The sequence below is a fragment of the Pseudoxanthomonas sp. 68-E7 genome (assembly GCF_057773145.1).
In genome coordinates this window covers 24834-49799 of the sequence record NZ_JBYMTI010000004.1, presented here as the reverse complement: position 1 = coordinate 49799, position 24966 = coordinate 24834, and the positions used below count along the sequence as shown (strand labels likewise).

General features: G+C 68.7%; 24 protein-coding genes. 10 read left to right on the top strand and 14 right to left on the bottom strand.

What is annotated here, in order from left to right; genetic code table 11:
- Positions 1–164: 164 nt before the first annotated feature.
- Both AC3DE2_RS11035 and AC3DE2_RS11030 read right to left on the bottom strand, forming a co-directional pair.
- Positions 165–2264: a prolyl oligopeptidase family serine peptidase gene (locus AC3DE2_RS11035; protein ID WP_488426194.1), complete on the bottom strand. Its 2100-nt coding sequence runs from the start codon at positions 2262–2264 to the stop codon at positions 165–167.
- Between the two features lie 100 nt (positions 2265–2364).
- Positions 2365–2685 (bottom strand): hypothetical protein, encoded by a 321-nt coding sequence (locus tag AC3DE2_RS11030; RefSeq protein WP_488426192.1) that lies wholly within the window; start codon positions 2683–2685, stop codon positions 2365–2367.
- A gap of 164 nt (positions 2686–2849) precedes the next feature.
- Here AC3DE2_RS11030 and AC3DE2_RS11025 point away from each other — a divergent pair, with 164 nt between their 5' ends.
- On the top strand, positions 2850–3446 hold the full coding sequence (locus tag AC3DE2_RS11025; RefSeq protein WP_488426191.1) for a lipocalin family protein: 597 nt from the start codon (positions 2850–2852) through the stop codon (positions 3444–3446).
- 321 nt (positions 3447–3767) lie between these two features.
- On the opposite strand, the gene AC3DE2_RS11020 is transcribed toward AC3DE2_RS11025, so the two are convergent.
- The gene (locus AC3DE2_RS11020) at positions 3768–4742 is read right to left on the bottom strand and encodes a helix-turn-helix transcriptional regulator (RefSeq protein WP_295382355.1); all 975 of its coding nucleotides are present in this window, start codon (positions 4740–4742) and stop codon (positions 3768–3770) included.
- 175 nt (positions 4743–4917) lie between these two features.
- Between AC3DE2_RS11020 and AC3DE2_RS11015 the strand changes: the two genes are divergently transcribed.
- Positions 4918–5580 carry a hypothetical protein gene (locus AC3DE2_RS11015; protein ID WP_488426190.1) on the top strand — a complete coding sequence of 221 codons (663 nt, stop codon included), beginning with the start codon at positions 4918–4920 and terminating at the stop codon, positions 5578–5580.
- On the opposite strand, the gene AC3DE2_RS11010 is transcribed toward AC3DE2_RS11015, so the two are convergent.
- Positions 5577–5708: a hypothetical protein gene (locus AC3DE2_RS11010; protein ID WP_295376076.1), complete on the bottom strand. Its 132-nt coding sequence runs from the start codon at positions 5706–5708 to the stop codon at positions 5577–5579. The genes AC3DE2_RS11015 and AC3DE2_RS11010 overlap by 4 nt on opposite strands.
- A 167-nt stretch (positions 5709–5875) precedes the next feature.
- Here AC3DE2_RS11010 and AC3DE2_RS11005 point away from each other — a divergent pair, with 167 nt between their 5' ends.
- Positions 5876–6490 carry a hypothetical protein gene (locus AC3DE2_RS11005; RefSeq protein WP_488426188.1) on the top strand — a complete coding sequence of 205 codons (615 nt, stop codon included), beginning with the start codon at positions 5876–5878 and terminating at the stop codon, positions 6488–6490.
- 221 nt (positions 6491–6711) lie between these two features.
- Positions 6712–7653, top strand: a complete 942-nt coding sequence (locus tag AC3DE2_RS11000) for a DUF481 domain-containing protein (RefSeq protein WP_295376073.1) — start codon at positions 6712–6714, stop codon at positions 7651–7653.
- A gap of 837 nt (positions 7654–8490) precedes the next feature.
- Here AC3DE2_RS11000 and hemC read toward each other — a convergent pair.
- The 7 genes from hemC to AC3DE2_RS10965 form a co-directional block, all read right to left on the bottom strand.
- A complete protein-coding gene (gene hemC / locus AC3DE2_RS10995) occupies positions 8491–9414 on the bottom strand; it encodes a hydroxymethylbilane synthase (protein WP_488426186.1) in 924 nt (307 codons plus the stop codon).
- Between the two features lie 45 nt (positions 9415–9459).
- Entirely contained in the window at positions 9460–10203 is a 744-nt protein-coding gene (locus AC3DE2_RS10990; RefSeq protein ID WP_295376068.1) for a LytR/AlgR family response regulator transcription factor, read from the bottom strand.
- A 101-nt stretch (positions 10204–10304) separates the two neighbouring features.
- On the bottom strand, positions 10305–10988 hold the full coding sequence (locus AC3DE2_RS10985; protein WP_295376066.1) for an alpha/beta hydrolase: 684 nt from the start codon (positions 10986–10988) through the stop codon (positions 10305–10307).
- A gap of 40 nt (positions 10989–11028) precedes the next feature.
- Positions 11029–11946, bottom strand: a complete 918-nt coding sequence (locus AC3DE2_RS10980; RefSeq protein ID WP_488426184.1) for an energy transducer TonB — start codon at positions 11944–11946, stop codon at positions 11029–11031.
- A 101-nt stretch (positions 11947–12047) separates the two neighbouring features.
- The gene (locus AC3DE2_RS10975) at positions 12048–13292 is read right to left on the bottom strand and encodes a serine hydrolase domain-containing protein (RefSeq protein WP_488426183.1); all 1245 of its coding nucleotides are present in this window, start codon (positions 13290–13292) and stop codon (positions 12048–12050) included.
- Between the two features lie 85 nt (positions 13293–13377).
- The gene (locus AC3DE2_RS10970; RefSeq protein ID WP_488426182.1) at positions 13378–14934 is read right to left on the bottom strand and encodes a serine hydrolase; all 1557 of its coding nucleotides are present in this window, start codon (positions 14932–14934) and stop codon (positions 13378–13380) included.
- 186 nt (positions 14935–15120) lie between these two features.
- Positions 15121–16176 carry a YeiH family protein gene (locus tag AC3DE2_RS10965; RefSeq protein WP_488426181.1) on the bottom strand — a complete coding sequence of 352 codons (1056 nt, stop codon included), beginning with the start codon at positions 16174–16176 and terminating at the stop codon, positions 15121–15123.
- Positions 16177–16283: 107 nt separating this feature from the next.
- On the opposite strand from AC3DE2_RS10965, the gene AC3DE2_RS10960 reads away from it, so the two are divergent.
- The 4 genes from AC3DE2_RS10960 (at position 16284) to AC3DE2_RS10945 (ending at position 22228) form a co-directional block, all read left to right on the top strand.
- Positions 16284–17201 carry a LysR substrate-binding domain-containing protein gene (locus AC3DE2_RS10960; RefSeq protein WP_488426180.1) on the top strand — a complete coding sequence of 306 codons (918 nt, stop codon included), beginning with the start codon at positions 16284–16286 and terminating at the stop codon, positions 17199–17201.
- A gap of 71 nt (positions 17202–17272) precedes the next feature.
- Positions 17273–17830 (top strand): flavin reductase family protein, encoded by a 558-nt coding sequence (locus tag AC3DE2_RS10955; RefSeq protein ID WP_488426179.1) that lies wholly within the window; start codon positions 17273–17275, stop codon positions 17828–17830.
- A gap of 895 nt (positions 17831–18725) precedes the next feature.
- Positions 18726–19817, top strand: a complete 1092-nt coding sequence (ada, locus tag AC3DE2_RS10950; protein WP_488426178.1) for a bifunctional DNA-binding transcriptional regulator/O6-methylguanine-DNA methyltransferase Ada — start codon at positions 18726–18728, stop codon at positions 19815–19817.
- 116 nt (positions 19818–19933) lie between these two features.
- On the top strand, positions 19934–22228 hold the full coding sequence (locus tag AC3DE2_RS10945; protein ID WP_488426497.1) for a GH92 family glycosyl hydrolase: 2295 nt from the start codon (positions 19934–19936) through the stop codon (positions 22226–22228).
- A gap of 86 nt (positions 22229–22314) precedes the next feature.
- Here AC3DE2_RS10945 and AC3DE2_RS10940 read toward each other — a convergent pair whose 3' ends face one another.
- A complete protein-coding gene (locus AC3DE2_RS10940; RefSeq protein ID WP_488426177.1) occupies positions 22315–23127 on the bottom strand; it encodes a MipA/OmpV family protein in 813 nt (270 codons plus the stop codon).
- 173 nt (positions 23128–23300) lie between these two features.
- Between AC3DE2_RS10940 and AC3DE2_RS10935 the strand changes: the two genes are divergently transcribed.
- Positions 23301–23684 (top strand): hypothetical protein, encoded by a 384-nt coding sequence (locus AC3DE2_RS10935; protein ID WP_488426176.1) that lies wholly within the window; start codon positions 23301–23303, stop codon positions 23682–23684.
- 16 nt (positions 23685–23700) lie between these two features.
- Here AC3DE2_RS10935 and AC3DE2_RS10930 read toward each other — a convergent pair whose 3' ends face one another.
- On the bottom strand, positions 23701–24081 hold the full coding sequence (locus AC3DE2_RS10930; RefSeq protein ID WP_488426174.1) for a hypothetical protein: 381 nt from the start codon (positions 24079–24081) through the stop codon (positions 23701–23703).
- Between the two features lie 214 nt (positions 24082–24295).
- Here AC3DE2_RS10930 and AC3DE2_RS10925 point away from each other — a divergent pair, with 214 nt between their 5' ends.
- The gene (locus AC3DE2_RS10925) at positions 24296–24673 is read left to right on the top strand and encodes a VOC family protein (RefSeq protein WP_488426173.1); all 378 of its coding nucleotides are present in this window, start codon (positions 24296–24298) and stop codon (positions 24671–24673) included.
- Positions 24674–24704: 31 nt separating this feature from the next.
- Here the strand turns inward: AC3DE2_RS10925 and AC3DE2_RS10920 are convergent, their stop codons facing one another.
- A complete protein-coding gene (locus AC3DE2_RS10920) occupies positions 24705–24953 on the bottom strand; it encodes a hypothetical protein (RefSeq protein WP_295375446.1) in 249 nt (82 codons plus the stop codon).
- Between the last annotated feature and the right edge of the window lie 13 nt (positions 24954–24966).

The following is a 24966-nucleotide window of genomic DNA, read 5'->3' as shown; positions in this document are numbered from 1 at the left end:
GTCCGTTCCGGCGGGATGCAATGGTCGGGCGATCGGGGTTGGCGGCGGTTGCGTCACGGCCGCGGGTTCGCCCCCATCCGCCCTTCGGGCACCTTCCCCCGCACGCGGGGGAAGGAAACTGTCCGGCCTTCCCGTGAACGGGGAAGGCCTTCATGCGCTTGCGCTTACTTGGCCAGCTGTTGCCACAGGAACGTGTAGGCCAGCGCGCTCATGTGCGCGGCCTGGGCGTTGTTGGCCGCGCCGCCGTGGCCGCCTTCGATGTTCTCGTAGTAGCGCACGTCCTTGTTGGCTTCCAGCATCTTGGCCATCATCTTGCGCGCGTGGCCGGGGTGGACGCGGTCATCGCGCGTGGAGGTGGTGAACAGGGTCGCCGGATAGGTCTTGGCCGGATCGAACAGGTGGTACGGCGAGAAGGTCTTGATGTAGTCCCAGTCGGCCGTGTCCGGATTGCCGTACTCGGCCATCCACGATGCGCCGGCCAGCAGGTGGCTGTAACGCTTCATGTCCAGCAGCGGCACCTGCACGACGACCGCGCCGAACAGTTCCGGATACTGGGTCAGCATGTTGCCCATCAGCAGGCCACCGTTGCTGCCGCCCTGGGTGCCCAGGCGCTTGGCGGTGGTGATCTTGCGCGCGACCAGATCCTGCGCGACTGCGGCAAAGTCCTCGTAGGCCTTGTGGCGGTTGGCCTTCAGCGCGGCCTGGTGCCAGCGCGGGCCGTACTCGCCGCCGCCGCGGATGTTGGCGACCACGTACACGCCGCCCTTCTCCAGCCAGCCCTTGCCGACCGCGCCGGAATAGGCCGGCGTCAGCGAGACTTCGAAGCCGCCATAGCCGTACAGCAGGGTCGGGGTGTTGCCATCGAGCTTCAGGTCCTTCGGGCGCACCACGAAGTAAGGCACCTTGGTGCCGTCCTTGGAGGTGGCGAAGTGCTGTTCGATGACGTCCTTGGAGCCGTCGAAGAACGCCGGCATCGTCTTCAGCTGTTCCGGCTGCTTGCCGATCTCGGCCAGCGACAGGGTGGTCGGGGTCAGGTAGTCGGTGGCGGTCAGCCACACCGCGTCGCTTTCGTCCGCATCGACCGCGCTGACACCGAGGGTGCCGAACGCGGGCGCGCCGACGAACGCGCTCTTCTTCCAGCCGCCTTCGCCGGGGGTCAGCACGCTGAGCTTGTTCTTGACGTCCTCCAGGACGTTCAGCACCAGGTGATGGCGGGTGAAGGTGAAGCTGGCCAGCGAGGTGCGATCGGTCGGCTCGAACAGCACGTCGAATTCGCGCTTGCCGGCCATGAAGTCATCGATCCTGGAGACCAGCAGCGAACCGGCCTTGTAGGTCTTGCCGCCGACGGTCCACGGCTCGCGCAGTTCCAGGGTCAGCCATTCGCGGAACGCGCCCTTGTTGACCGAGTTGGGCACATCGATCTTGACCAGCTTGCCGTCCGCGCCGCGCAGGAACAGTTCGTCGTTGTAGAACGCCAGGGTGCGGCTGACGAAGTCGCGCTGGAAACCCGGCGTGTCGTCGTGGAACGCGGCGATGTACATGTCGTCCGGCTTGCCTTCGTAGACCACGCTGGCCGCCGACAGCGGGGTGCCGCGCTTCCACTCCTTGACGATGCGCGGATAACCGGAGGTGGTCATGCTGCCTTCGCCGAAATCGGTGAAGACGTAGACGGTGTCGGCGTCCTTCCAGCCCAGGCCGCCCTTGGCTTCCGGACGATAGAAGCCGTCCTTGAGGAAAGTCTTGGTGGTCAGGTCGAATTCGCGGGTCTCGTCGGCGTCGGCGCCGCCGCGCGAGAGCGCGATCAGGCAGCGGGTGTAGTCCGGCTTGCGGCAATCCGCGCCGTGCCAGACCCAGTTCTTGCCCTCGGCCTTGTTCAGCGCGTCCAGGTCCAGCACGGTTTCCCACTGCGGCTGCGGCTTGCGGTATTCCTCCAGCGTGGTGCGGCGCCACAGGCCGCGCTCGTGCTGCTTGTCCTTCCAGAAGTTGTAGTAGTACGGGCCGATTTTCTGCACGCCCGGAATCTTGGCGTCCGAATCCAGGATGGCCAGGATGCTGGCCTCCAGTTCCTTGAACGCCGGCGTGGAAGCGATTTCCGCCTCGGCCTTGGCGTTCTGGGCGCGCACCCAGTCCAGCTGCTTCTGGCCTTCCACCTCTTCCAGCCACGCGTAGGGGTCGTTGGCCACGGTTTTCTGCTCCTGGGCGTGGCCGCTGACGGCGGCGGCGGCAAGGCCTGCCGCCAGGCAGGCATGGACGAGCTTGGACATGAAGGAAACTCCGGATCGAAGACAATTCCTTCACGCTAGCACAAGTCCGCGACCGCCCTCCCCTGTCGAACGTCAGTCCGGCCAGGGCGGGCCTGGCCGCTCAGGCCGCGCGCAGCCAGGCGGCGCGCGGAGTCCGGACCCGGCGCCGCGCCTGCGGGCCGCTGCGTCGGCGCCCGGCCTCGCGGTGCCTCGGCCATTGCGGCAGGCGGAAGCGGTGCAGCGCCCACCAGGCCGCCAGCGGCATGCCGACCAGCCACAACGGCGCCCACCCCAGCCAGGGGATCTGCCCGCGGGCCAGCGGGAACAGCAGCACCAGCGCCAGGCCAATCGCAACGACGCGGCGCAACAACCTTTCGAGCTGCGGGTCCGGCGCGCGGGACAGGCGGGCGTCGGCGGAAATCGAATGTACAAAGTCGCGCATGGCAGGGCTCCGGTGGACAGGGCTCCAGCCTGCCGCGCCGCCTTCTCACGGGCTGCGACGCTTCGCGCCGGCCGGAGATTCTCGCCTTCATGCCGATATGCGATATTCGCGTTGCCCGGCGTTCCCGCGACGGGTCGCGACGATCCATCACCCAGGAGTCCTGCATGTCCCCATCGCTGTGCCGTCTTCGCGCCGTCCTGACGTGCGCCCTGATTGCCGCGGTGACTGCCTGTGCCAGCCAGAGCGAAACCCGGCCGATGGGCCTGGAGACGGTGCAGGCGGCGGAGATCGACCTGCCGCGCTTCATGGGGACGTGGTACGTGACGGCGCACATTCCGTACTTCGCCGAGCGTGGCCACGTGACCGGACGCTACGAGTACACCGCCCGCGAAGGCGACCGCATCGGCGTGCGCTACCTGCATCGCGAGGGCTTCGGTGAGCCTGAACAGGTCCGCGAAGCGCGCGCCTCGGTGAAGGGCGGCAGCGGCAACCGCGACTGGACCCTGTGGTTCGTCGGCGTGGTCCCGGCCAAGTTCCACATCCTGGAGGTCGCGCCGGACTATTCCTGGGCGCTGATCAGCTATCCCGAGCGCGATCTGGGCTGGATATTCTCGCGCTCGCCGGACATGGACGATGCGCTCTACCAGCAGCTCATCCGCAAGATGCGCGACTACGGCGTCAACGCGCGCCAGCTCGTCCGCGAGCCGCAGACCCCGGCGCAGGTGGGCCAACCGGGCTTCGCGGATCCGAAGAATCCCTGAATCGGGAATCGGGAATCGGGAATCGGAGTCAGGTTCCGCTTCGGCTCGCCCTCGACCCGCCATTCGGCTGTTGAGGAGCGTGGGAAAGGGGGACCGAGGGACTTAAGGGGAATTGACCGTCCGGGCGCCGGGAGGCGTTTGTTTCCTGCGCGAAGAGCAAGCGCTCCTCAACAGCCGAATGGCGGGTCCATCCCCCGTCACCCGCTTCGCGGGTGCCCGCCCCCTTCTGCGAAGGGGGCTATCGGAGCGATCTTTCTCCGCCACCGTCGCTGCGGCACGGTGGTTGACCTGCCGTTCAAAGCGTTTTTCCGTGCCCGCCGCTCAGCGCTTCTTGTCGTAGTTGGACAGCGCCAGTTCCAGCAGCGACTTGGCCTGCTCGCGCAGCACCGACGGTTCGACGATTTCCGCGTCGGCGCCGTAGTGCAGGATGTCCATCAACAGCTCGCGTGAAACGCTGTAGGGCACCTTCAGTTCATAGCGGCCATCCGGCAACAGGCGCCCTTGTTGCTTGGAATGCCATTGCTCGTCGGCGACCCAGCGCGCGGCCTTGGGGCTGAACAGGATCGTCGCCCAGCCCTTGGGCTCGCCGGAGAAGATGCCGTAGCTCGACGCCAGGTGCTGGTTGAGATCCTCGTTGGACAGATCCTGCGCCGCATCCTCCAGCAGGCGGGCGCCGCCGACGCGATCCACGGCGAAGCTGCGCAACGCCTTGCGTTCGTGATCCCAGGCGTCCAGGTACCAGTTGTCGCGGTAGTGGGTGATGCGCTGCGGCGAAACCGTGCGGCGGGTGCGCTCGTCCGTGGAACGGGCGCGGTATTCGAATGCCAGCTGCTTGCGCTCCAGCACCGCCGAGGCCACCGTGCGGAAGCTGGCTTCGTCCAGCCGGCGCCCGCGGTGCGGAATCACCCGCACCCGGTCCACCGGCCATTGCGAGACGCCGGCATGATCGGCAAGCAGGCCCTCGATGCGCTTCTGCAGTGGCGCCAGCGCGCCGGACAGCACGCCGCCGCCGGTGCGCACCAGCAGCTGCTGGGCCGCCAGCAAGGCGTAGAGTTCTTCCGAACTCAGCCACAGGCCGGGCAGCTCGAACCGTTCGCCTTCGGCCGCCTCGTAGCGGAAGCCGGCTTCGCCGTCGCCCTCGATGGGCGCCATCAGCGCATCGCGCAGGTATGCCAGGTCGCGGTAGACGGTGGCGCGCGAGCAGCCGAGTTCCTCCTGCAGGCGCTTGACCGTGACCGGGTAGCGCGACGCCTTCAGGATGCGATGCAGGGCGGTGATGCGTTCGATCTTGTCCATGCCATGATTATGGCCGAGCCGTGGCCGTTTTCGCCGCCCGGTTCGCTTGGGAATATGCACCGCCCGGGCCGCTTGGGCCCGTGCGGTGCCAGGGGCCCGGCGCGCGGACGCGCCGCCCGGACTCCCCCAACGCACGGACCCAAGCGGCCACTGTTTCCGTACTCTGGAGCCCGCCATGTCCCTCCCCCGCGTGTTGTCCTCCCGCCCGGCCGGATGGCTTCCCGGCCTGCTGCTGGTCGTTGTCGCGACCGGCGCCTGCTCCCGGCAGCCGGAACCGGCGCCAACCGCGACCGCGGCCAAAGACGTAGCGGCGCCGGCGCCCGCGGCGCCGACGGTGGACGCGCTGGCCGAGGTCACCGCCTCGATGGAGCGGTTCCTGGCCGCGCGCAGTTTCCATGCGGTGATGACCGTGGAAGGCAGCCAGCCGATGCAGAACGAGATGGACTTCGTCGCGCCGGATCGCTATCGCATGATCATGCCGGTCGGCACCCAGGTGATCATCGGCGACACCATGTACATGGAGATGCACGGGCAGCAGACGAAGGTGCCGATCCCGGAAGGCACGGTCAGCCAGTGGCGGGATCCGATGAAGATCCGCGAGAACCGCAGCGGGATGTCCACCGAGTTCCTCGGCGAGGAAAACGTGGACGGCCAGCGCGCGCGCCGCTACCGGGTGCGCCACACCCAGCCCGAACCCGGTGAATTCCTGTACTGGATCGATCGCGATGGCCGGCCGCTGCAACTGCGCCACAGCGGCGAGACCGCCAGCGGTCCCTACACCATGACCCTGGCGTACTCGCGCTTCGACGATCCCGCCATCACCATCGAGTCGCCCTAGCCGATCGCGGCGGGCGCCTCGCCTGCGCGGTCACGCTGCGCCAGGTATTCGCCGAAGGCATAGCCGGAACCGGCGATGGCGCAGGCCAGCGCCACCATCAACAGACCGATTGGGATCTTCCTGGGCATGGCGAGCACCCGTGTCCGGCCGGCGGAAACCGGCATCGTCCGGATTCCGCCGGCGCGGCGCGATGGCGGGAACGTCCGGACGTCATGCCCGTGCGGATGGTCATGCGTAACTCCTGTTTAACCCGCGCACGGCCACACTCCGGGACCGGGAAGGGGGAGCGACAGGATTGTCCGAACGCATCAAGCACAACGGCATCGCCGTGCTCGTCGTCGTTTCATTGCATGCCTTGATGGTGAGCCTGCTCTGGCGCCTGCCGACGACTTCCGACGCGACCGCCGCGCGCGAATCCGGTCCGCGCATCCGTTTCCTGCCGCGCGAAGCGCCGGTGCGGACATCGGAACCGATCCGCGCCGCGACCGCGACATCCCCCCGCCCCGCGCGTACTCCCGCGCCAACGCCGCCGACCGGGTCCGCGCAGGCGGCGGTCCAGGTCGCCGACCCCGATCCGCTTCCCGCCTCCGCGGCCGATCTCCTCGCCCAGGGCGCGGCCTGGGCGAACGCCTCCGCGCCGAAGCCGGACTTCGGCAGCAATCCGTTGCGCCAGCGCCACGCGCGCCTGCCCGGCGGCGATCGCCCGGGTCGTTTCGTGATGCACCGTTCGGTCAGCCCGGAACAGGTGGTCAGGTTCATCGGCCTGCTGTTCGCCGGGCCGGGTTACGACACCGATCCCTGCCGGCGCATCCGCCAGAACGTGGACGGCCTGATGACCGACCTCAGCGACCCCGGCCGCGAGCAGTTGGGCCGGGAACTGGATGAATACGCGTTCCGGTGCATGCGTTGAACGCCCTATCCGCCCGGAAGTGCGAAAACGTGAAACTCACCTGATCCGGGGGCGTCGGGACGCGACAAATGTGAATAAAAGCGTGGCAGAATCGGACACGAATCTGAATCCAAACAATCACTTGCCTTGAGGCAAGGGGTTTGGATTGTTATCCTGTAACCGTTTTCGACGTTCACACGGCGCTGACGCCGCAAGCGCGTCCCCGCCCGCCGAGGCCCTTCATGCCCCGTCCCAACCTGCTCGCCCTGTCCCTCTCCCTGCTGTGCCTGGCCGGCGCGCCGCTCGCGCATGCGCAGGACGGCATTCCACAGGACGACAACCTGAAAACGGGCAGTGCCGCCTCCGCCGCCAAGGCCAAGGCCGGCGGCGCGGTGACCCAGAAGGAATCCCTTGCGGTCAGCCACAAGGGACCGGCGCTGCCGGTTCCGCCGCCGCGTCCCGACACCGGCGTTCCCGCCGAACCGCTGCAGCCCAGTTCGCCCTGGAGCGGCGGTGGCGAGCTCGGTTTCGCCTCGGCCCACGGCAACAGCAGCACGGAAAGCCTCAATGCGCGCCTGGATCTGAACTACGCCGATGGCGGCGCGTGGAAATACAGCGGCAGCCTGTCCGGCCTGCGTGCCAGTTCCGAATACAAGTCGACCCAGGCCGACGGTTCGGTCAAGCGCGATCGGCGTACCACCGCCAACCGCTACACGCTGACCGGCAACGGTGCCTACCGGACCGACTCGCGCGGCACCGTGAACACGTCGCTGCGCCACGAGGAAGACGATTTCGGCACCTTCAGCCGGCAGACCTCGGTCAGCGTCAGCTATGGCAACCGCGTGGTCGATGGCGATCGCACCCAACTGGATCTGCAGGTGGGTCCGGGCTTCCGCCGCGCCTACGACACCCTGGAAGAGCGCAACGAATCCAGCGTGATCGGACGCGGCCTGGTGGATCTGCGGGTATCGCTGAGCGAGAACACCGAACTGGTCAACAAGCTGCTGGTGGAATCGGGCGAGTACAACACCTTCGCCCAGAACGATCTGGGCCTGTCGGTGACGATGAACTCGCACCTGGCGCTGAAAGCCGGCTGGCAGGCGCGCCACAACAGCGATGCCGCCGAGAACCTCAAGCGCACCGACACCCTGACCACCATGAACGTGGTCTACAAGTTCAAGTAGAGCGGCGCGTGCTCCGCTGACGCGATACCGGAGTTTGCTTCACCCATCGCGGTGTCGACGGTGTCTGCTTCTTTTCCGTATTCGATCGGTCGGCGTGAGCAACTGCTTTCCCCACTCCAGCGCGCAAATCCCCCGTCACCCGCTGGCGCGGGTGCCCGCCCCCTTTTTCCAAGGGGGCTAACTGCTTCCCTGCTTCCCCTTTTGAAAAGGGCCGGCTGCTTTTTGCCTCCCCCTTTGCAAAAGGGGGACCGAGGGGGATTGCTTTTCAGGCTGGCGCCACGCCGGGCGCGCCTGCTTTCCCCACTCCTGCACGCAAATCCCCCGCCACCCGCTGGCGTGGGTGCCCGCCCCCTTTTTCCAAGGGGGCTAACTGCTTCCCTGCTTCCCCTTTTGAAAAGGGGCCGGCTGCTTTTTGCCTCCCCCTTTGCAAAAGGGGGACCGAGGGGGATTGCTTTTCAGGCTGGCGCCACGCCGGGCGCGCCTGCTTTCCCCACTCCTGCACACAAATCCCCCCGCCACCCGCTGGCGTGGGTGCCCGCCCCCTTTTTTCCAAGGGGGCTAATTGCTTCCCTGCTTCCCCTTTTGAAAAGGGCCGGCTGCTTTTTGCCTCCCCCTTTGCAAAAGGGGGACCGAGGGGGATTGGCTTTTCAGGCTGGCGCCACGCCGGGCGCGCCTGCTTTCCCCACTCCAGCGCGCAAATCCCCCGTCACCCGCTGGCGCGGGTGCCCGCCCCCTTTTTCCAAGGGGGCTAACTGCTTCCCTGCTTCCCCTTTTGAAAAGGGGCCGGCTGCTTTTTGCCTCCCCCTTTGCAAAAGGGGGACCGAGGGGGATTTGCTTTCAGGCCAGCGCGGCGTCGAGCAGTTCGCCCGCGCCATGCGCCAGCAGTTCGGCGGCGACGGCCTTGCCCAGTTCTTCCGGAAACCGCGACGATCCGCTGCCGTCCGCGCGCACCGCCCGGCCATCCTGCGCCGACCCCACCAGGCCATGCAGATGCAGTTCCGCGCCATCGGCCGACAGTGTGGCGAAAGCCGCCACCGGCACATGGCAACTGCCGTGCAGGGCGCGGTTCATCGCCCGCTCGGCCTCCACGCAGCAACGGGTGTCGGCATCATCCAGCGCGGCGAACAGCGCGATGGTCGCGGCATCGCCGGCACGGCATTCCACCGCCACCGCGCCCTGCGCGGGTGCGGGCAACCATTCCGGCGGCAGCAGGCGCGCGCGGATGCGCGCGTCGAAACCCAGCCGTTGCAGTCCGGCGCAGGCGAGCACGATGGCGTCGTATTCGCCGGCGTCCAGTTTCGCCAGCCGCGTGTTGACGTTGCCGCGCAGATCGCGCAGCTGCAGATCCGGGCGGCGCGCGCGCAGCTGCGCCTGTCGGCGCAACGACGAGGTGCCGACGATCGCGCCCTGCGGCAACGCGTCCAGATCCTCGTAGCGGTTGGACACGAAGGCGTCGGCCGCGTCGGCGCGCGCCAGGATCGCGGCCAGCGCGAACGGCGGCTCCAGATCCATCGGCACGTCCTTCAGCGAGTGCACCGCGCAATCGGCCTCGTCGCGCAGCATCGCCACTTCCAGTTCCTTGAGGAACAGGCCCTTGCCGCCGATGGCGGCCAGTGAACGATCCAGCACCTCGTCACCGCGGGTGCTCATCGGCACCAGTTCCACCTCCAGGTCCGGGTGGGCGGCGCGCAGGCGTTCGGCGACGTGTTCGCTCTGCCAGAGGGCGAGCGGGCTCTTGCGGGTGGCGATGCGGAGTTTCATCCGCGCATTATCCCGCACCTCGCGCCGGCGGGCACGGCCGGGGCGTCAGAGGTGGCGCACGGTCTCGCGCAGGCCGGCCACGCAGCGGCGGCTGACTTCCAGCGGCGCCTTGCCGTGGCGCAGGATGGCCTGGACATGGCCGTCGCCGGCGCGCTTGAGTTCCACCAGTTCGTGCCGTGCCACCAGGCAGTTGCGATGGATGCGCACGAAGCGGTCGCCGAATTCCTCTTCCAGCGACTTCAGCGATTCCTCGATCAGATCCTCGCCGCGCGCGTGGTGCACCACCACGTACTTCTCCTCGGCCTGGAGGTAGTGGACCTCCTCGATCGGGATCAGCCGCAGGCTGCCGCGCATGCGCGCGCACAAATGGGTGCGGACCTGGCGGGCGGGCCCGGCCTGCGGGTCGTGGCCGTTGCCATTGGCCCGGCCGGCCACGAACATCCGCGCGCGCTCCAGCGCCGCGGACAGGCGCTCGGCGCGGATCGGTTTCATCAGATAGTCGATCGCGGCGGCCTCGAAGGCCGACAACGCGTGCGCGTCGTAGGCGGTGCAGAACACCACCGCCGGACGCGGATCGAATGCCGCCAGGTGACGCGCGGTTTCCAGTCCGTCGACGCCGGGCATGGCGATGTCCAGCAGCACCACGTCGGGCCTGTGCTCGGCGCAGGCCTGCAGGGCTTCCACCCCGTTCTCGGCCTCGGCCACCACTTCCACGCCGGGCTGTTCAGCCAGCAGCGCGCGCAGGCGCTCGCGGGCCAGCGGTTCGTCGTCGGCAATGACTACCTTCACGGCACGAGGTTCCTCTCGTTCGAACGCCAGGGACGTCTCCACCGATGTTAGCCCCCGTCGTTGCGGACGTCATCCATGGCGAAGAATCGCGGTTTCTCCGGTTACAACGCGAAAACGCGCGACATCCAGTCACCGAGATCGCGGATTTCCTCCGCGCAGACCTGGTGGGCCATCGGATAGCGGTGCCAGTCCACGGCAAATCCCATGGCCTGCAGGGCCTGCGCGCTGCGTTCGGCGTGCACCAGCGGAATCACCGGGTCGCCGATGCCGTGCGCCATGAATACCGGTTGCCGCGTCGCGGCCGTGTCGAGATGGCGGTGGGCCGCCTCGGCGCCGGGCAGGTAGGTCGACAATGCGATCACCCCGGCCAGCGGCAGCTTGCGCCGCAGCGCCGCGGACAGCGCGATCGCGCCGCCCTGGGAGAAGCCGGCCAGCAGCAGGCGCTCCGGCGCGATGCCGCGGGCGAGCTCGCGCGCGATCAGCGCATCGACCTGGACCAGCGATGCCTCGATGCCGTCGGCGTCCGCGCGGGTGGCGAAGTCCATCCCGACGATGTCGTACCAGGCGCGCATGCGCACGCCGTTGTTGATGGTCACCGCGCGCACCGGCGCATGCGGGAACACGAAGCGCAGCGCGGGCCAGTCCGGTCGCACCAGTTCGGGCACGATCGGCGCGAAATCATGGCCATCGGCGCCCAGGCCATGCAGCCACAGCACGGACCAGGCCGGCGCGGCGCCGGTTTCCTGTTCCACGGTTTCCAGCAGTTCGGTGACGGTGTCGTTCATGCCGCCATTGTCGCCGTACCGCCGCACCGGTGCCAGCGACCTACTGCGGTGGCAGCCGGAACCGCACGGTGCGCTGCCAGGCCTGCGAGCGCCCGGTGGCCTCGAAACGCCAACGCGATGCCACCGCCACCGCGGCCGCGTCGAACACGCCCTGCGGCTGCGCCGCGGTCAGGCGCACATCGCCGACGCTGCCATCGGGACGAATCACGAACGCCAGCTCCACTTCCCCTTCCAGCCGGTTGCGCAGCGCCGGCAACGGATAGCGTGGTTGCGCGTCCTGCAGCAGGCGGGGCGCCGATGGCGTGGCCGCACGCGCCGGTGCCGGCGGGGGCGATGCGGTCGCAGTGGACACCGGGGCCATCACCACTTCGTCCGGCGTGGGCCGTTCCAGCGTGGTGGGTGGCGGCGATGCCGTCGCGATCCCGGACGGGCGCGGCGGCTGCGCGGATGCCGCTGGCGACACGGCGGGTGCGGCCGGTGCGTTGGGCAACGGGATCGCGGGTGGCGCCAGTACGGTTTCCGGTGCGGCCGGCAGTGCCGTCAGGCCTGCCTGCAGGCGCGGCAGGGCCGGCGCCTGCGGATCCAGTCGACGCAGCAGTTCGAACAGGCGCGCGGCCTCGATGCCATCGCGCCGCTCCAGTGCCTGTCCGGTCGCGATCAGCAGATACGGCTGGAGCTCGGTCAACGCCGCCCGGATGGCGATGTCATCCGGCCGCCTGGCGCGCGCGGCCAGATAGAACTCCACCGCATTGTCGCCCGCCGGCGCGTACAGGCGCTGCGCCTGCAACGCCTGTGCGGCCAGGCGCAGCAGCTCGCTGTTGTCGATGGCGCCATCCGGCGACACCGCGGGCGCGGATGCCTGCGCGGAGGGTGCCGACGTCACCGCCACGGGCGCTGACGGCTGGCAGGCGCCAAGCGCCAACAGAACGGGAAGGATCCGGTAACCGCGTGATTTCATCGTGTGACTGCCCCCTGAGCGGGCGGCAGAGTACGCGGCGCGGATGACGGAACCGCGTCAGCGCGGTGATTGCCGCGCTTTTTTCCGGAACGGGTCCGGAATCAGAGATCGAACGCGAGCAGATCCCGCCCGGTCGCGGCACGGACGACGCGCTGGTAGACACCGGTGCCGCCACCGCCGTTGGTCATCACCACCAGTCCGCGGCGACGCTGCGGATCGCCCAGCGTGAAGGTTTTGTAGCGGCCGGCGTTGGCGCCGCCATGGAAGAACCAGCGCGTCTGTCCGTCGATGCTTTCCAGGTTCCAGCCCAGGCCCTTGTCGAGCCAGCCCGCGCGCAACGGCATCTGCGGCGCCAACATGGCCTGGCGGGTGGTTTCGCTGATTTCCCAGGAACCGCGCGATGGGCGTGACATGACATGGGCGATGAAGCGCGCATAGTCCTGCACCGGCCCGCGCAGGCTGGCGGCGGCATTGGCCAGGAGATCGCCCGGCCACACGAACATGCCCTCGGGCGCGGACGCCCGTGCCTGCGGCAGCGCGCGCACCGCGTCGTCCCAGGTCCATTCGCGCAGCGGCTTGCCGCGCGCCTCGGCGAGGGGTTGCAGCAGCGACCATTGCCGATGGAAGGTCTGCACGGTCGGCGTGGTTCCCGGTGCGGGTTGGCCGATCACCGAGTGCCGCGCCGCGTGCGCGTTCCAGGTGTAGGTGCTGGCCCGCATGCCGGCCGGTTCGAACAGGTGCCGCCAGGCCAGTTGATCCAGGCTTTCTCCGGTGACGGTCTCCGCCACCTGCTGCAGCCAGTAGAACGCCTCGCCCGAATAGTTCACGCCCTGGCCCGGTTCGGCGAGCGTCCGCAACGGTTCGCGATCCGGATGCTCGCGCCAGTTCGGCAGGCCGCTGCTGTGCCGCAGCACATCGCGCACCGTGATCCGATCCAGGCGCGGATCGTCCTTGGCCAGGTAGTCGGGGCGATGGTAGTGGGCCAGCGTCTGGTCGAGCCGCAGCAGGTTGGCGTCGACCAGTTGCAGGACCATGTAGGCGAACACCGGTTTGCTCAGCGAGGCGCATTCGAACACGCTGTCCGCGTCCACCGCCGTGCCGGCCGACGTGTCCGCGATGCCGACGGCGCGATGCCAGGCAACCTCGCCGTCCTCGACCACCGCGATGCCCAGGCCCGGCACGCCGAAGGCGCGCATCCATTCCGGCAATCCGGCGAGGAACGCATCGGACGGAATCCACGGATGGTCGTATTGCGCCGGATCCGCCGCGCGCAGCGGCGAGGGACGCAGCGCCGCGAGCGCCGCGCCGGCCACCGCGGCTCCCAGGAAAGTGCGTCGGCCGAGCATACCGGCGGGCCCCTCATGCATGTGTACCGCTCCCCGTGGTCAACGGACCGATTGGATATCAGTCCGCGCCAGTGGGCAAGCCGGCTCATTGCCGGGGTGGCGCTCCGGATGCGACCGGCGCGCCCAGCGCGCGCAGTTGGTCGACCGCATTGCGGTTGCCGGGATCGCGTTCCAGCGAGAGGCGGTAGTTGCGGATCGCCGCCTCGCGATCGCCACTGATCGCATAGGCTTCGGCCAGCGTGTCGAAGGTGTTGCCGCTGCGCGGATACAGATCCGTATTGAGCTTCAGCACCGCCAGGCCTTCCTTCACCTGGCCATCCTGGACCAGCCGATAGCCCCACGCGTTGAGATCGTCCTCACGCAGCGCGTAGCCAGGATCCTTGCGCTTGAGATCGGCGACCACCGCCATGCCCTGCTCCCAGCCACGCGCGATCAGCCCGCTCCGCAGCGCCTTGACCCGGCGCGGCAATCCACCGCCGTTCTGCACGCTCAGATCCGGCACGTAGAAGCCGGCGATTTCGTCGATGAACTCCTCCGGGTTGGCGCCGGCCAGGTTGGTCAGCACCACCACCGCCAGGTGATCCTGCGGATACACGAAGAACGCGGAACGGCGACCGCCGATGCCCGCCACCGCCGGATGGTCCTCGCGATCAATCCGCGGCCAGCCCGACGCCCAGGAGGTGGCGCGGCCATCGTTGAACCGGCCCGGCGCCCACAGCTCGCGCAGGCTGCCGGCATCGAGCAGGCGACCGCCCTGCAGGGCGATCAACCAGTTCGCGACGTCGGTGGCGGTGGTGTTGATGCCGGCGCCGGTGCGCAGCATGCGCGGGAATTCGTCGAAAGCGTGTTCAAGCGCGCCCGGGCTGGAACCGGTGGCGCCGCCCGCATAGCGATACGGCTGCGCGCGGTGCGGGGTGACGTCGCGCGAATCGCCGAATCCCGCGTGGACCATGCCCGCCGGCGCGAACTGGCGCTCGGCGATGAAGCGGGTGAACGGCATGCCGCCGAGCGAATCGATGATCCGTCCCAGCAGCACATAGTTGGTCTGGTTGTAGCGGTAGGCCGTCCCGGTGGGGAAATCCATGGGCAGTTTCCGCACGGCGTCCCACGCCGCGTCCTCGCCGCCCTCGCCCACCAGCCCGCCGGTGCCCTGCCCGCGTGGCGGCACCAGGATGTCGGGCAAACCGGAGGTGTGGTTGAGCAATTGCCGGACGGTGATCGGCTGCCAGGCCGGCGGCAGGCCATCCAGGTAGCGCGACACCGGCGCGTCCAGCGACAGCTTGCCGGCCTGCGCCAGTTGCAGGATCGCCACGCCGGTGAAGGTCTTGGTCGCCGAGTTGATCGAGAACACGGTGTCCGGGGTCACCGCGATGTCGTCCTGCAGGTTGGCCTTGCCGTAGCTGCCGGAAAACACGATGCGGCCATCGCGGACCACCGCGACCTGCATGCCGGGGATGCGCCGGCGCGCCATCTTCTCGTGCAGGTAATCCTCCAGCCCCGCCGGCGCCGCCGTCGTCGCGATCGGCGCGGGCTTCGCGGAAGAGGTGGCGGTGGAGGCCGAACCACCCGCGGGCGCGAGGGCGGTGGACGACATCTGCCACAGGGTCATCCATGCGGCGAACAGCAACGGCAGGGTTCTCATGCGTATCCCGATCCAGTGGCGCCCCTTTCCCGGGCAGCATCCGGTTTCGATGCGGGCCGAAGCCGAAAGGTTGCAGCGGCGCGGAAAGAAACGGACCGTCCCCTCGGACGGCCCACTTCCTCCTGGATGCGGGAGGTGCCGGAAGCGTCGCAGCGGATCAGGCCACCGGCACGCGCGGCGGGAACGTCAGCCGAACAGGCGCATCACCAGCCAGTTGATCGCACCGCCGCCCAGCAACAGGAACGCGAACAGGCTCAGTGCCAGCAGCAGCGGCTTCACGCCGGCCTGGCGAATCGCGCCGGCGTGGGTGCGCAGGCCCAGGGCGGCCATCGCGGTCGCCAGCAGGACGGTGTCCAGCTGGACGATCACCGACACCCACTGCGTCGGCAGCAGGTGCAGCGAGTTGAACAGGCTGACCACGATGAACATCACCGCGAACCACGGGATCATCAGCTTCGGCCGCGCGCCGCCGGCATCGGTGCCGGCTTCCGCGCCGAGGCGCGCGGACAGGATCAGCAGGAACGGCGCCAGCAGCATCACCCGGATCATCTTCTCGATCACCGCCACCGAGGCGGCGGTCTCGCTGACCGCCTTGCCGGCGACCACGACCTGCGCGACTTCGTGGATGGTGGAACCGGCATACACGCCATAGGCGTGCGCATCGATGCCCAGGTGCGGATACAGCGCCGGATACAGGAACATGCCCACGGTGCCGAACACCACCACCGTGGCCACCGCGACCGCCACCTTGTGCGCCTGCGCCTTCACCACCGGCTCGGCCGCCATCACCGCCGCCGCGCCGCAGATCGCGCTGCCCGCGCCAATCAGCATCGAGGTTTCGCGATCCAGCTTGAACAGGCGCGTGCCCAGCCACACCGCCAGCAGGAATACCGAGGCCACGACGATCACGTCGATCACCAGCCCGGCCATGCCGACCTGGGCAATGTCCTGCACGGTCACGCGGAAGCCGTACAGCACGATGCCCAGGCGCAGCAGGGTGCTCTTGGCGAAATCCACGCCCGGGGCCGTGCGCGCGGCGATGCGCGGGAACACGGTGTTGCCGGCGACGATGCCCAGCAGGATCGCGGCGGTCAGGGCGCTGATTCCCCAGCCCTGCACGGTCGGCAGGCTGGCCATCCACAGTCCCGCCGCCGCCAGCAGCGCGGCCAGGCCAAGCCCCAGCCACCAGCCGGACTGGCGATGCGGAGGGACGGACACGGAGGACATCGATTGGCTGGACATCGGGAAACCGGAGGACTGACGGGAGACAAGGGCGGGACAAATCCGCCGACGGACGGCACCTTAGTCCCGCCCTTGGAATGAGTCCAATGCATATAATTCCCTCATGCATGAATAATCCTCATTCACTTAACCTCCATCTGCTGCGGGTGTTCGTCAGCGTGGTCGAGCAGCAGGGCTTCTCGCGCGCAGCCGAGACGATGTTCATCACCCAATCGGCGGTCTCCAAGGCGGTCCGCGAGCTGGAACACCAGCTCGACCTGCCGCTGATCGACCGTGCCCCCGGCGGCGCGCGCGGCATGCGCGGCATTCGCCTGACCGAAGGCGGACAGGCGCTGTACGAGCACGCGCGCGGCATCTTCGCGATGGAGCGGATCGCGCTGGAGGACATTCGCGAACGGGTCGGCCTGCGCAAGGGCGAGCTGCGGATCGGCGCCAGCACCACGGTGGCCGGCTACTGGCTACCGGTGCACGTGGCCGGCTATGCCCGCCGGCATCCGGACATCCGCACCCAGGTGATGGTCGCCAACACCGCCCAGATCGCCCAGGCCATCATCGACTGCACGGTGGACGCGGCATTCGTGGAAGGGCCGGTGGACGATCCGCGCATTGATCGGCGGGTCTGGCGCGAAGAGGCGCTGGTGGTGATCGCCCCGGACGATCTGGGTGCCAGCGGCAACCGGCTGGCCTCGGCCGCCAGCCTGAGCGAACAGACCTGGCTGCTGCGCGAGGAAGGCTCGGGCACGCGCCGGGTGGCCGAGCGCCTGCTGCAGGCGCACGGCATCACCCCGAAGCACCAGGTGGAAATAGGCAGCAACGAGGCGATCGCCCGCGCGGTGGCCGCCGGCGCCGGCGTCGCCATCCTGCCCTCGGTGGTGGTGGAGGATCTGATCGCGATGCGCCGGGTGCGCACGCTGTCGCTGGACGGACAGGCCGCGCTGAGCCGTCGCCTGTATCGGCTGGAGCTGCTGAACCGGAGGCGTTCGCCCGCGCTGGAGGCGTTCCTGGCGCAGCTGCCGGGCAACTGAACCGCCTGCCTTCATCGCGCGTGCACGGCGGCATGCTGGAATCCAGGCGCAGGTTCCGCCGGCACATGCGAATGAAGACACGCCGCAAACGCGCCTATCCGCTGGACGACATCCGCCGCTTCCTCGAACCCGGCCCGGTGGTGCTGGTCAGTTCGGCCCATGCCGGCCAGCGCAACATCATGACCCTGGGCTGGCACATGATGATGGGCTTCGAGCCGGCGCTGTTCGCCTGCTATCTCTGGCGCGGCAACCATACCTACGGGCTGGTCCGGCGCAGCCGCGAATGCGTGATCAACCTGCCCGGCTCGGACCTGCTGGACGTGGTGGTCGGCATCGGCAACTGCAGCGGCGCGCAGGTGGACAAGTTCGAACGCTTCGGACTCACCGCCGGCCGCGCCAGCAAGGTGGGCGCGCCGCTGATCCGCGAGTGCCATGCCAATTTCGAGTGCCGCCTGTACGAACAGCGCCAGACCGATGCCTACCACCTGTTCATCTGGGAGGTGGTGGCCGCGCATGTCGCCGCCTCGCCGCGCCTGCCGGAAACCGTCCACTACCGCGGCAACGGCGAGTTCATGATTTCCGGGCGCACCCTCAGCCGCCGACGGGCCTTCCGCCCGGAGAACCTGTGAAGCCCGTTCGTGGGAGAGATCCGGGTGTGGGTGAATCGGCGCTGCCCTGTCCGCTGCGAGCGGCCCCCATCCCAACCTTCCCCCGCAAGCGGGGGAAGGGGCGGTGTCCGGGGTCGGGGCGTCTTTGGCTTGCGGTCGCGGTGGGCGGATGGTCCAACGTTGGCGGATTGCACAACGACGCACCGATACGGCCCCCTCCCCCGCGTGCGGGGGAGGGCTGGGGTGGGGGCGAACGGCGCTGCCGTGTCCGCTGCGAGCGCCCCCCATCCCAACCTTCCCCCGCGAGCGGGGGAAGGGGCGGCGTCCGGAGTCGGCCGCCTTTGGCTTGCGGGGCGGTGCGCCGTGCGCGGATGTTCCAACGTTGGCGGATTGCACAACGACGCACCGATACGACCCCCTCCCCCGCGTGCGGGGGAGGGCCGGGGTGGGGGCGAAACGGCACTGCCGTGTCCGCTGCGAGTGGCCCCCATCCCAACCTTCCCCCGCGAGCGGGGGAAGGGGCGGTGTCCGGGGTCGGGCCGCCTTTGGCTTGCGGTCGCGGTGGGCGGATGGTCCAACGTTGGCGGATTGCACAACGACGCATGGATACGGCCCCCTCCCCCGCTTGCGGGGGAGGGCCGGGGTGGGGGCGAAACGCCACTGCTGCGTCCGCTGCGAGCGGCCCCCATCCCAACCTTCCCCCGCGAGCGGGGGAAGGGACGGTGTCCGGGTTCGGGTCGGTCTTTGGCTTGCCGGGGGTCGCAGTGCGCCATGCGTGAATACGTTCCGACGTTTGCGGATTGCCAAACGACGCGCGAATACCCCCACCGCGCACGAATTTGATCGCAAGGCGCGGAGTGTCGGCTAGGCTGGCGGGAACCAAGATGGCGTCGTCCCCACGACACGCCCATTCGCCATGAACACACCCATTTCTTCCCGCCGGCGCCCGACGGTCGCTGCCACCGCCATCCAGGACGATCCCCGCTGGGCCGCATTGCGCGCCCGCGACCCGGCCGCCGACGGCCGTTTCGTCTACGCGGTGAAGACCACCGGTGTCTGGTGCCATCCGGGCAGCCCCTCGCGCCTGCCGCGTCCTGAGAACGTGGAGTTCTTCGACACCCCGGAGGCTGCCGAGGCGGCCGGGTACCGGCCCAGCCGCCGCGCCGCCGCCGATCGCACGGCGCTGGCCCGCCATCACGCCGACCTTGTCGCCCGCGCCTGCCGGCAACTGGAGAACGCCGAGGAAGAAGCGCCGCTGGCGCAGCTGGCCGAAGCCGCCGGCATGAGCCCCTACCATTTCCACCGCGTGTTCAAGTCGGTGACCGGCGTGACCCCCAAGGCCTACGCGCTGGCGCAGCGCGCGCGCCGCATGCGCGAGGGCCTGGAAGGTGGCGCCTCGATCACCGACGCGATCTTCGACGCTGGCTTCGGATCCAACAGCCGCTTCTACGAAACCTCCAACCAGCGCCTGGGCATGCGCCCGAAGGACTGGCGCGCCGGCGGCGCGAACGCCGAGATCCGGTTCGCCATCGGCCAGTGCTCGCTCGGCGCGATCCTGGTCGCGCGCAGCGAGCGCGGCGTCTGCGCGATCCTGCTGGGCGAGGATCCGGAAGCGCTGGTGCGGGACCTGCAGGATCAATTCCCGCGCGCCCACCTGATCGGCGGCGACGCCGGCTTCGAGGATTGGGTGGCGCGTGTGGTCGGTTTCGTCGAAGCACCCGGCATCGGCCTGGACCTGCCGCTGGACGTGCGCGGCACCGCCTTCCAGGAGCGGGTGTGGCAGGCATTGCGGCAGATTCCGCCGGGCAGCACCGCCAGCTATGCGGAGATCGCCCAGCGCATCGGCATGCCGCGCGCGGTGCGGGCGGTCGCGCAGGCCTGCGGCGCCAACCATCTGGCGGTGGCCATTCCCTGCCACCGCGTGGTCCGCAGCGACGGCGCGCTGTCCGGCTACCGCTGGGGCGTGGATCGCAAGCGCGAACTATTGCGACGCGAAGGCGCGGCGTGACGCGGTTCCGGGCGTGTCCCGCCCGGCATGCTACGTTCGCGCCCTCTCCATCACGAGGACGCGGCATGCGGACGATGTGGACACGCGCGGCCAGCGCGATCTGCCTGGGACTGATGATGCTGCCGGCGGCGGCGGCGAGGTCGGACACCCCCTCCCCGGCCGCGGGCGAGCGCGCCTTCGCCGACGTGGATCCCTTTATCGGCACCGGCGGCGAGGGACATACCTATCCCGGCGCGACCGTCCCCTTCGGCATGGTCCAGCTGAGCCCCGATACCCGCATCCAGCCGCGTAAGGATGCCTACGGCTGGGCCGCCGGCTATCGCCACGACGACCACACCATCGTCGGTTTCTCGCACACCCATTTCTCCGGCACCGGCCATTCGGATCTGGGCGACGTGCTGCTGATGCCGATCAGCGGCGAAGTGAAACTGGAACGCGGCAACCCCGATCAGCCCGGCAGCGGCTACACCTCGCGCTTCAGCCACGACGGCGAGACCGCGCAGCCCGGCTACTACGCGGTGACCCTGGACGACTACGGGGTGCGCGCCGAACTTACCGCCACCGCGCGGGTCGGCGTGCACCGCTATACCTTTCCACGCGGGAAACCCGCCCACGTGCTGATCGATCTGCGCACCAGCCTGTACGACTATCCGGGCAAGGTGCTGTGGTCGCGGCTGCGCCTGCGACCGGATGGCACCGTCACCGGTTTTCGCGAAACCCGTGGCTGGGCGCCGGGACGGCAGCTGTACTTCGCGCTGCGGTTCTCGCGCCCGATCCAGGGCCGGCAACTGCACGACACCGAGCAGGACGTGGCCTACAAGGGCTTTCCGCCACCGGGTGAAAAGGATCCCCGCCAGCGCGCGCAGATCGAAGGACGCCAGATCGTGGCCGCCTTCGATTTCGCCGACGCGCAGGGGCCGCTGCTGGTCAAGGTCGCGATTTCGCCGGTCAGCGAGGACAACGCCATCGCCAACCTCGACGCCGAAGTGCCCGGCTGGGATTTCGACGGCGCGCGCGCCGACGCGCGCCGGCTGTGGACGCAGGCGCTCGGCGCAATCGACGTGGACGCGCCGCAACCGCAGCGCCGCAGTTTCTACACCGCGCTGTACCACGCGCTGCTGGGCCCGACCCTGTTCATGGACAGCGACGGCCGCTATCGCGGTCCGGACAACGCGGTGCACCAGGCCAAGGGCTTCACCCACTATTCGACGTTCTCGCTGTGGGACACCTATCGCGCGCTGCATCCGCTGCTCACCCTGGTGCAGCCGGAGCAACGCAGCAACGATTTCGTGCAGTCGCTGCTGGCCGCGCGCCGGCACAGTCCCTACGGCGTGCTGCCGGTGTGGGCGTTCCACGGCCAGGAGACCTGGTGCATGATCGGCTACCACGCGGTGCCGGTGATCGCCGACGCCTACATGAAGGGCATCCGCGGCTACGACGCCAACGAGGCACTGGAGGCGATGGTCGCCAGCGCCAGCTACGGTCCCTATGACGGGATCGCCCAGTACCGCGAGCTGGGCTACGTGCCGATCGACGAGGAAGGCGAGGCGGCTTCCAAGACACTCGAATACGCGTTCGACGACTGGACCATCGCGCGGATGGCCGAAGCGATGGGCCGCAAGGACGTCGCGACCGAGTTCAGTCGGCGCGCGGCCAACTGGAAACACGCGTTCGATCCGGCCACCGGCTTCATGCGCGCGCGCAAGCGCAACGGCGCGTTCCGCGAGCCCTTCGATCCCGCCGCCAGCGGTTACGGGACCGACTACACCGAGGGCAATGCCTGGCAGTACTCCTGGTACGTGCCCCAGGACGTGGCCGGGCTGGCGCGGGCGCACGGCGGCGAAGACCAGCTGCTGGCGCGACTGGATGCGGTGTTCGACGCCAAGGTCGATCCGAAGATCTTCGCCCACATGGAAGACATCACCGGCCTGATCGGCTGGTACGCGCACGGCAACGAGCCCAGCCACCACGTCGCCTACCTGTACGCGCATGCCGGCCAGCCCTGGCGCACGCAGGCGCGACTGGGCGCGATCATGGCGAGCCAATATGCGCCGCGTCCGGATGGACTGGCCGGCAACGACGATCTCGGCCAGATGTCGGCCTGGTACGTATTCACCGCGCTGGGCTTCTATCCGGTCGCGCCGGCCAGCAACCAGTACGTGATCGGGCGGCCGTTCCTGCCGCGCGCCACGCTCAACCTGCCCAACGGCAAGCGCTTCACCGTGATCGCCGAGGGCCTGGACGAGGCGCATCCCTACATCGGCGGCGCGACCCTCGACGGCAAACCGCTGGACCGCGCCTACCTGGAGCATGCCGAAATCCTCGCCGGCGGCGAGCTGCGCTTCACGATGCAGGCGGAGCCGAACCGCCAATGGGGGCGCGAGGCGCGCCCCTACTCCATGAGCCGCTGAGGGACGCGACGCGTCCCTGTTTCACGAGTCGCGGATTCACGAGCCGTTGACTCGCGATCCACCAGGCCGGTACGCAACGCGGGGCTTCAGAAGCCCCGCGAGAACCCCACCATCACCGTGGTGCCGCCATCGGCGTCGCGATCGATCAAGGGGCTGTCACGCAACGCGGACGGCAACCGGCGGTACTCGGCGCTGGCGATGAACAGCCACTTCTCCGCGAACGGGCGCAACACGGTCAGGCTCGCATTGGGCACGGTGGCGCTGCCGGGCCGGTAGCGCACCACGCCGCGCGCGACTTCCTCGTCCAGGGTGCCGTAGTAGTAGTCGGCCAGATCCGAGGACAACCAGCGCACGCCAACGCCGGGGGTGAGTTGCCAATGGCCGGCCTGGAACGGATGACGATACGCGAGCGACGCCTGGTAGCCCTCGCTGGTGCCGGTGACGTCGGCGCGCGCGTCCAGTTCCAGTTCGCCCGCCGCGCCGCGCCAGCGTGCGCTCATGCCGACATCCAGGGCATCGTCGCGATCCTCCAGCAGCCGGCGATCGATGCCGCGCTCCGCCAGTTCGGGAATGCCGAAGTCATCCGCGTCGATGCCATCGAAGCGGCCGGCCACATAGCCATCCAGCGCGAAACCGTCGCGCGAGAACAGGTGGGCGCCCGCCTGCACGCCGCGCCAGAAGAAACGCTCGCCTTCGTAGGAGACATTCGGGAACACCAGCGTGCGACTGTCCTCGCCGGCGTAGACGCCTTCGCGACTGGCGACCGCCAGTCCGACCCGCCAGCGTGAATCGGAGGCCTGCCCCGCCTCGCGATTGGATTCGGAGACGACCTGCGCCGATACGGGCGCGGCGGCACTGGCGAGCAAGCCCAGGAAAACCAGGGGACGGAACGGCGACATGCGGACTCCTGCGGAAAGGGCGTGGGGGACACGCGGGTCCGGCACGATAGGCATGTCCGGTTTAATCCGGTTTTAATCCGCCGCCGAGTCATCAACGGAACCTTCTCCGGGTTTTCACGGAATGGTCATGCCCTTCCTGCCGACAATCGCTGCAAACCCCACGGAGTCCGCCCATGGAATACCTTCGCAGTTCCTACGGCAGCGCCAGCCTGGAGCGCGCGAGCCAGCAGGTCGCGGCCTGCCTGGCCCGCGATGAACTCCCGGACATTCCCGAGGACTTCGAGGCCTTCAGTCGGCAGGACTTCCAGCGCCGGATACGCCTGCACCCGGATCTCGCCTGGAGCGATGCGTGCCGGGCCTATGCGCTGGCACTGGCGACCCATGCCAGCCACGCTGGACGCACCGACGCGGAGGTCGAGGGTGAACTGGAGATCCGCTGGGACACGCTGCCCAATCCGCCGGTATCGGCCTGGCCGGTGGCGCGCATGCTGATCCACGAGGCCTGGCGCTGGTTGTCGCAGCAGGATCCGGACAGCGCACCGCGGCGAAACGGCTAGATCGTCCGAGGTCCGCTCAGACCGGCGGCGGTGCCTGGCGCTCGCCCGACGTTGCGCGCGGACGCGCGGTGGCGGGTATGCGGCAGGCCTGCATGCGTCCGCCCATGCGTTCCCACACCGCGGCCACGATCGTCAACACGGTTTCGCGATCCAGGCGTTCACCCGGCGGCAACTGGCGCTCGTAGGCGCCTTCGATGCGATCGCCCAGCGCGTCCAGTGGCTCGCGATGCCATTGCAGATAGAGATCGTAGGCGAACCTGAAGGTCGGTTCGAAGCGGCGGAACGCCTCATGGTCGCGATGCCCGGGCATCGGGCCGAGATGCTGCCACCGCTGCAGCTCGGCCTCGACGTCGATGACTTCGCACTTGCCTTCCTGGGTGAGTCCTTGCAACAACATCTCCTTATGCCTCCTTGGTCGGCGGACACCCCCAATATCCGCGCGCAACATGACAGGAACAGCAGGAACAACGCATTTCACGACCGGAGACCGGTCGCCGGATGGACCGTTCGTCGGAAATGCGCGGTGAAGAGGCGGGACGCATCATGGTCGAGCCCGGTATCGGTATCGTGGTCACGCTTTTCGACCCATGCCCCTTCACCGGAGTCGTCCCATGCTGAAGAAAGTGGCGTTCACGATGTATCCGATCCGCGATGTCGCGCGCGCCCGCGATTTCTACGAGAACGCGCTCGGCCTGCGGGCCGGTTCGGTCGGCAACCAGGGCGAGCAATACTGGCTGGAATACGATCTGCCCGGTGGCGGTTGCCTGGCGCTGACCAACTTCATCGAGGATCAACCCAGCGCCAGCGCCGGCGGCACGATCGCGTTCGAAGTGGAGGATCTGGATGTCCTGATGGCGCAGTTGAAAGCGCGCGGGGTCGCGTTCCGCAGCGACGTCATCCACAGCCCGGTATGCCGGATGGCCGTGTGCGAGGACAGCGAAGGCAATTCCATCCTGCTGCACCAGCTCACGCCGCGCGCGAACGGATGATCCACCGGTCGCGCGGACGCGAGCGCGGGATTCAGTATTTGAGGTTGAGCTCCGCGACGTGCGCGCGATTGGCTTCGTACAGTTCCTGGAATTCCTCCTCGGTCAGTTCGTCGGAGGCATAGACCGATACCGGCTCCCAGGCGTGATCGGTCGGCAGTGGCGTGCGCGGCCCGGCCTTGCGCGACAGCACGATGCCGCGGCGCTCGACCAGATCGGGAAGATCATCCCAGCGCTCGCGCTCGAAGTCGTTGGTGCCGTACAACAGGATCACATCGTTCATCGCTTCGCCATCG

Bases quoted from the DNA above. Each gene is read 5' to 3' on its own strand.
- AC3DE2_RS10925 (WP_488426173.1), top strand. From the start codon at position 24,296: ATGCTGAAGAAAGTGGCGTTCACGATGTATCCGATCCGCGATGTCGCG.
- AC3DE2_RS10985 (WP_295376066.1), bottom strand. From the start codon at position 10,988: ATGAACGACACCGTCACCGAACTGCTGGAAACCGTGGAACAGGAAACC.
- AC3DE2_RS10945 (WP_488426497.1), top strand. From the start codon at position 19,934: ATGCTGCCGGCGGCGGCGGCGAGGTCGGACACCCCCTCCCCGGCCGCG.
- AC3DE2_RS10930 (WP_488426174.1), bottom strand. From the start codon at position 24,081: ATGTTGTTGCAAGGACTCACCCAGGAAGGCAAGTGCGAAGTCATCGAC.
- AC3DE2_RS11025 (WP_488426191.1), top strand. From the start codon at position 2,850: ATGTCCCCATCGCTGTGCCGTCTTCGCGCCGTCCTGACGTGCGCCCTG.
- AC3DE2_RS11020 (WP_295382355.1), bottom strand. From the start codon at position 4,742: ATGGACAAGATCGAACGCATCACCGCCCTGCATCGCATCCTGAAGGCG.
- AC3DE2_RS10920 (WP_295375446.1), bottom strand. From the start codon at position 24,953: ATGAACGATGTGATCCTGTTGTACGGCACCAACGACTTCGAGCGCGAG.
- hemC (WP_488426186.1), bottom strand. From the start codon at position 9,414: ATGAAACTCCGCATCGCCACCCGCAAGAGCCCGCTCGCCCTCTGGCAG.
- AC3DE2_RS10960 (WP_488426180.1), top strand. From the start codon at position 16,284: ATGAATAATCCTCATTCACTTAACCTCCATCTGCTGCGGGTGTTCGTC.
- AC3DE2_RS10935 (WP_488426176.1), top strand. From the start codon at position 23,301: ATGGAATACCTTCGCAGTTCCTACGGCAGCGCCAGCCTGGAGCGCGCG.
- AC3DE2_RS11015 (WP_488426190.1), top strand. From the start codon at position 4,918: ATGTCCCTCCCCCGCGTGTTGTCCTCCCGCCCGGCCGGATGGCTTCCC.
- AC3DE2_RS11035 (WP_488426194.1), bottom strand. From the start codon at position 2,264: ATGTCCAAGCTCGTCCATGCCTGCCTGGCGGCAGGCCTTGCCGCCGCC.
- AC3DE2_RS11030 (WP_488426192.1), bottom strand. From the start codon at position 2,685: ATGCGCGACTTTGTACATTCGATTTCCGCCGACGCCCGCCTGTCCCGC.
- AC3DE2_RS11000 (WP_295376073.1), top strand. From the start codon at position 6,712: ATGCCCCGTCCCAACCTGCTCGCCCTGTCCCTCTCCCTGCTGTGCCTG.
- AC3DE2_RS11010 (WP_295376076.1), bottom strand. From the start codon at position 5,708: ATGCCCAGGAAGATCCCAATCGGTCTGTTGATGGTGGCGCTGGCCTGC.
- ada (WP_488426178.1), top strand. From the start codon at position 18,726: ATGAACACACCCATTTCTTCCCGCCGGCGCCCGACGGTCGCTGCCACC.
- AC3DE2_RS10980 (WP_488426184.1), bottom strand. From the start codon at position 11,946: ATGAAATCACGCGGTTACCGGATCCTTCCCGTTCTGTTGGCGCTTGGC.
- AC3DE2_RS10965 (WP_488426181.1), bottom strand. From the start codon at position 16,176: ATGTCCAGCCAATCGATGTCCTCCGTGTCCGTCCCTCCGCATCGCCAG.
- AC3DE2_RS10970 (WP_488426182.1), bottom strand. From the start codon at position 14,934: ATGAGAACCCTGCCGTTGCTGTTCGCCGCATGGATGACCCTGTGGCAG.
- AC3DE2_RS10955 (WP_488426179.1), top strand. From the start codon at position 17,273: ATGAAGACACGCCGCAAACGCGCCTATCCGCTGGACGACATCCGCCGC.
- AC3DE2_RS10940 (WP_488426177.1), bottom strand. From the start codon at position 23,127: ATGTCGCCGTTCCGTCCCCTGGTTTTCCTGGGCTTGCTCGCCAGTGCC.
- AC3DE2_RS10975 (WP_488426183.1), bottom strand. From the start codon at position 13,292: ATGCTCGGCCGACGCACTTTCCTGGGAGCCGCGGTGGCCGGCGCGGCG.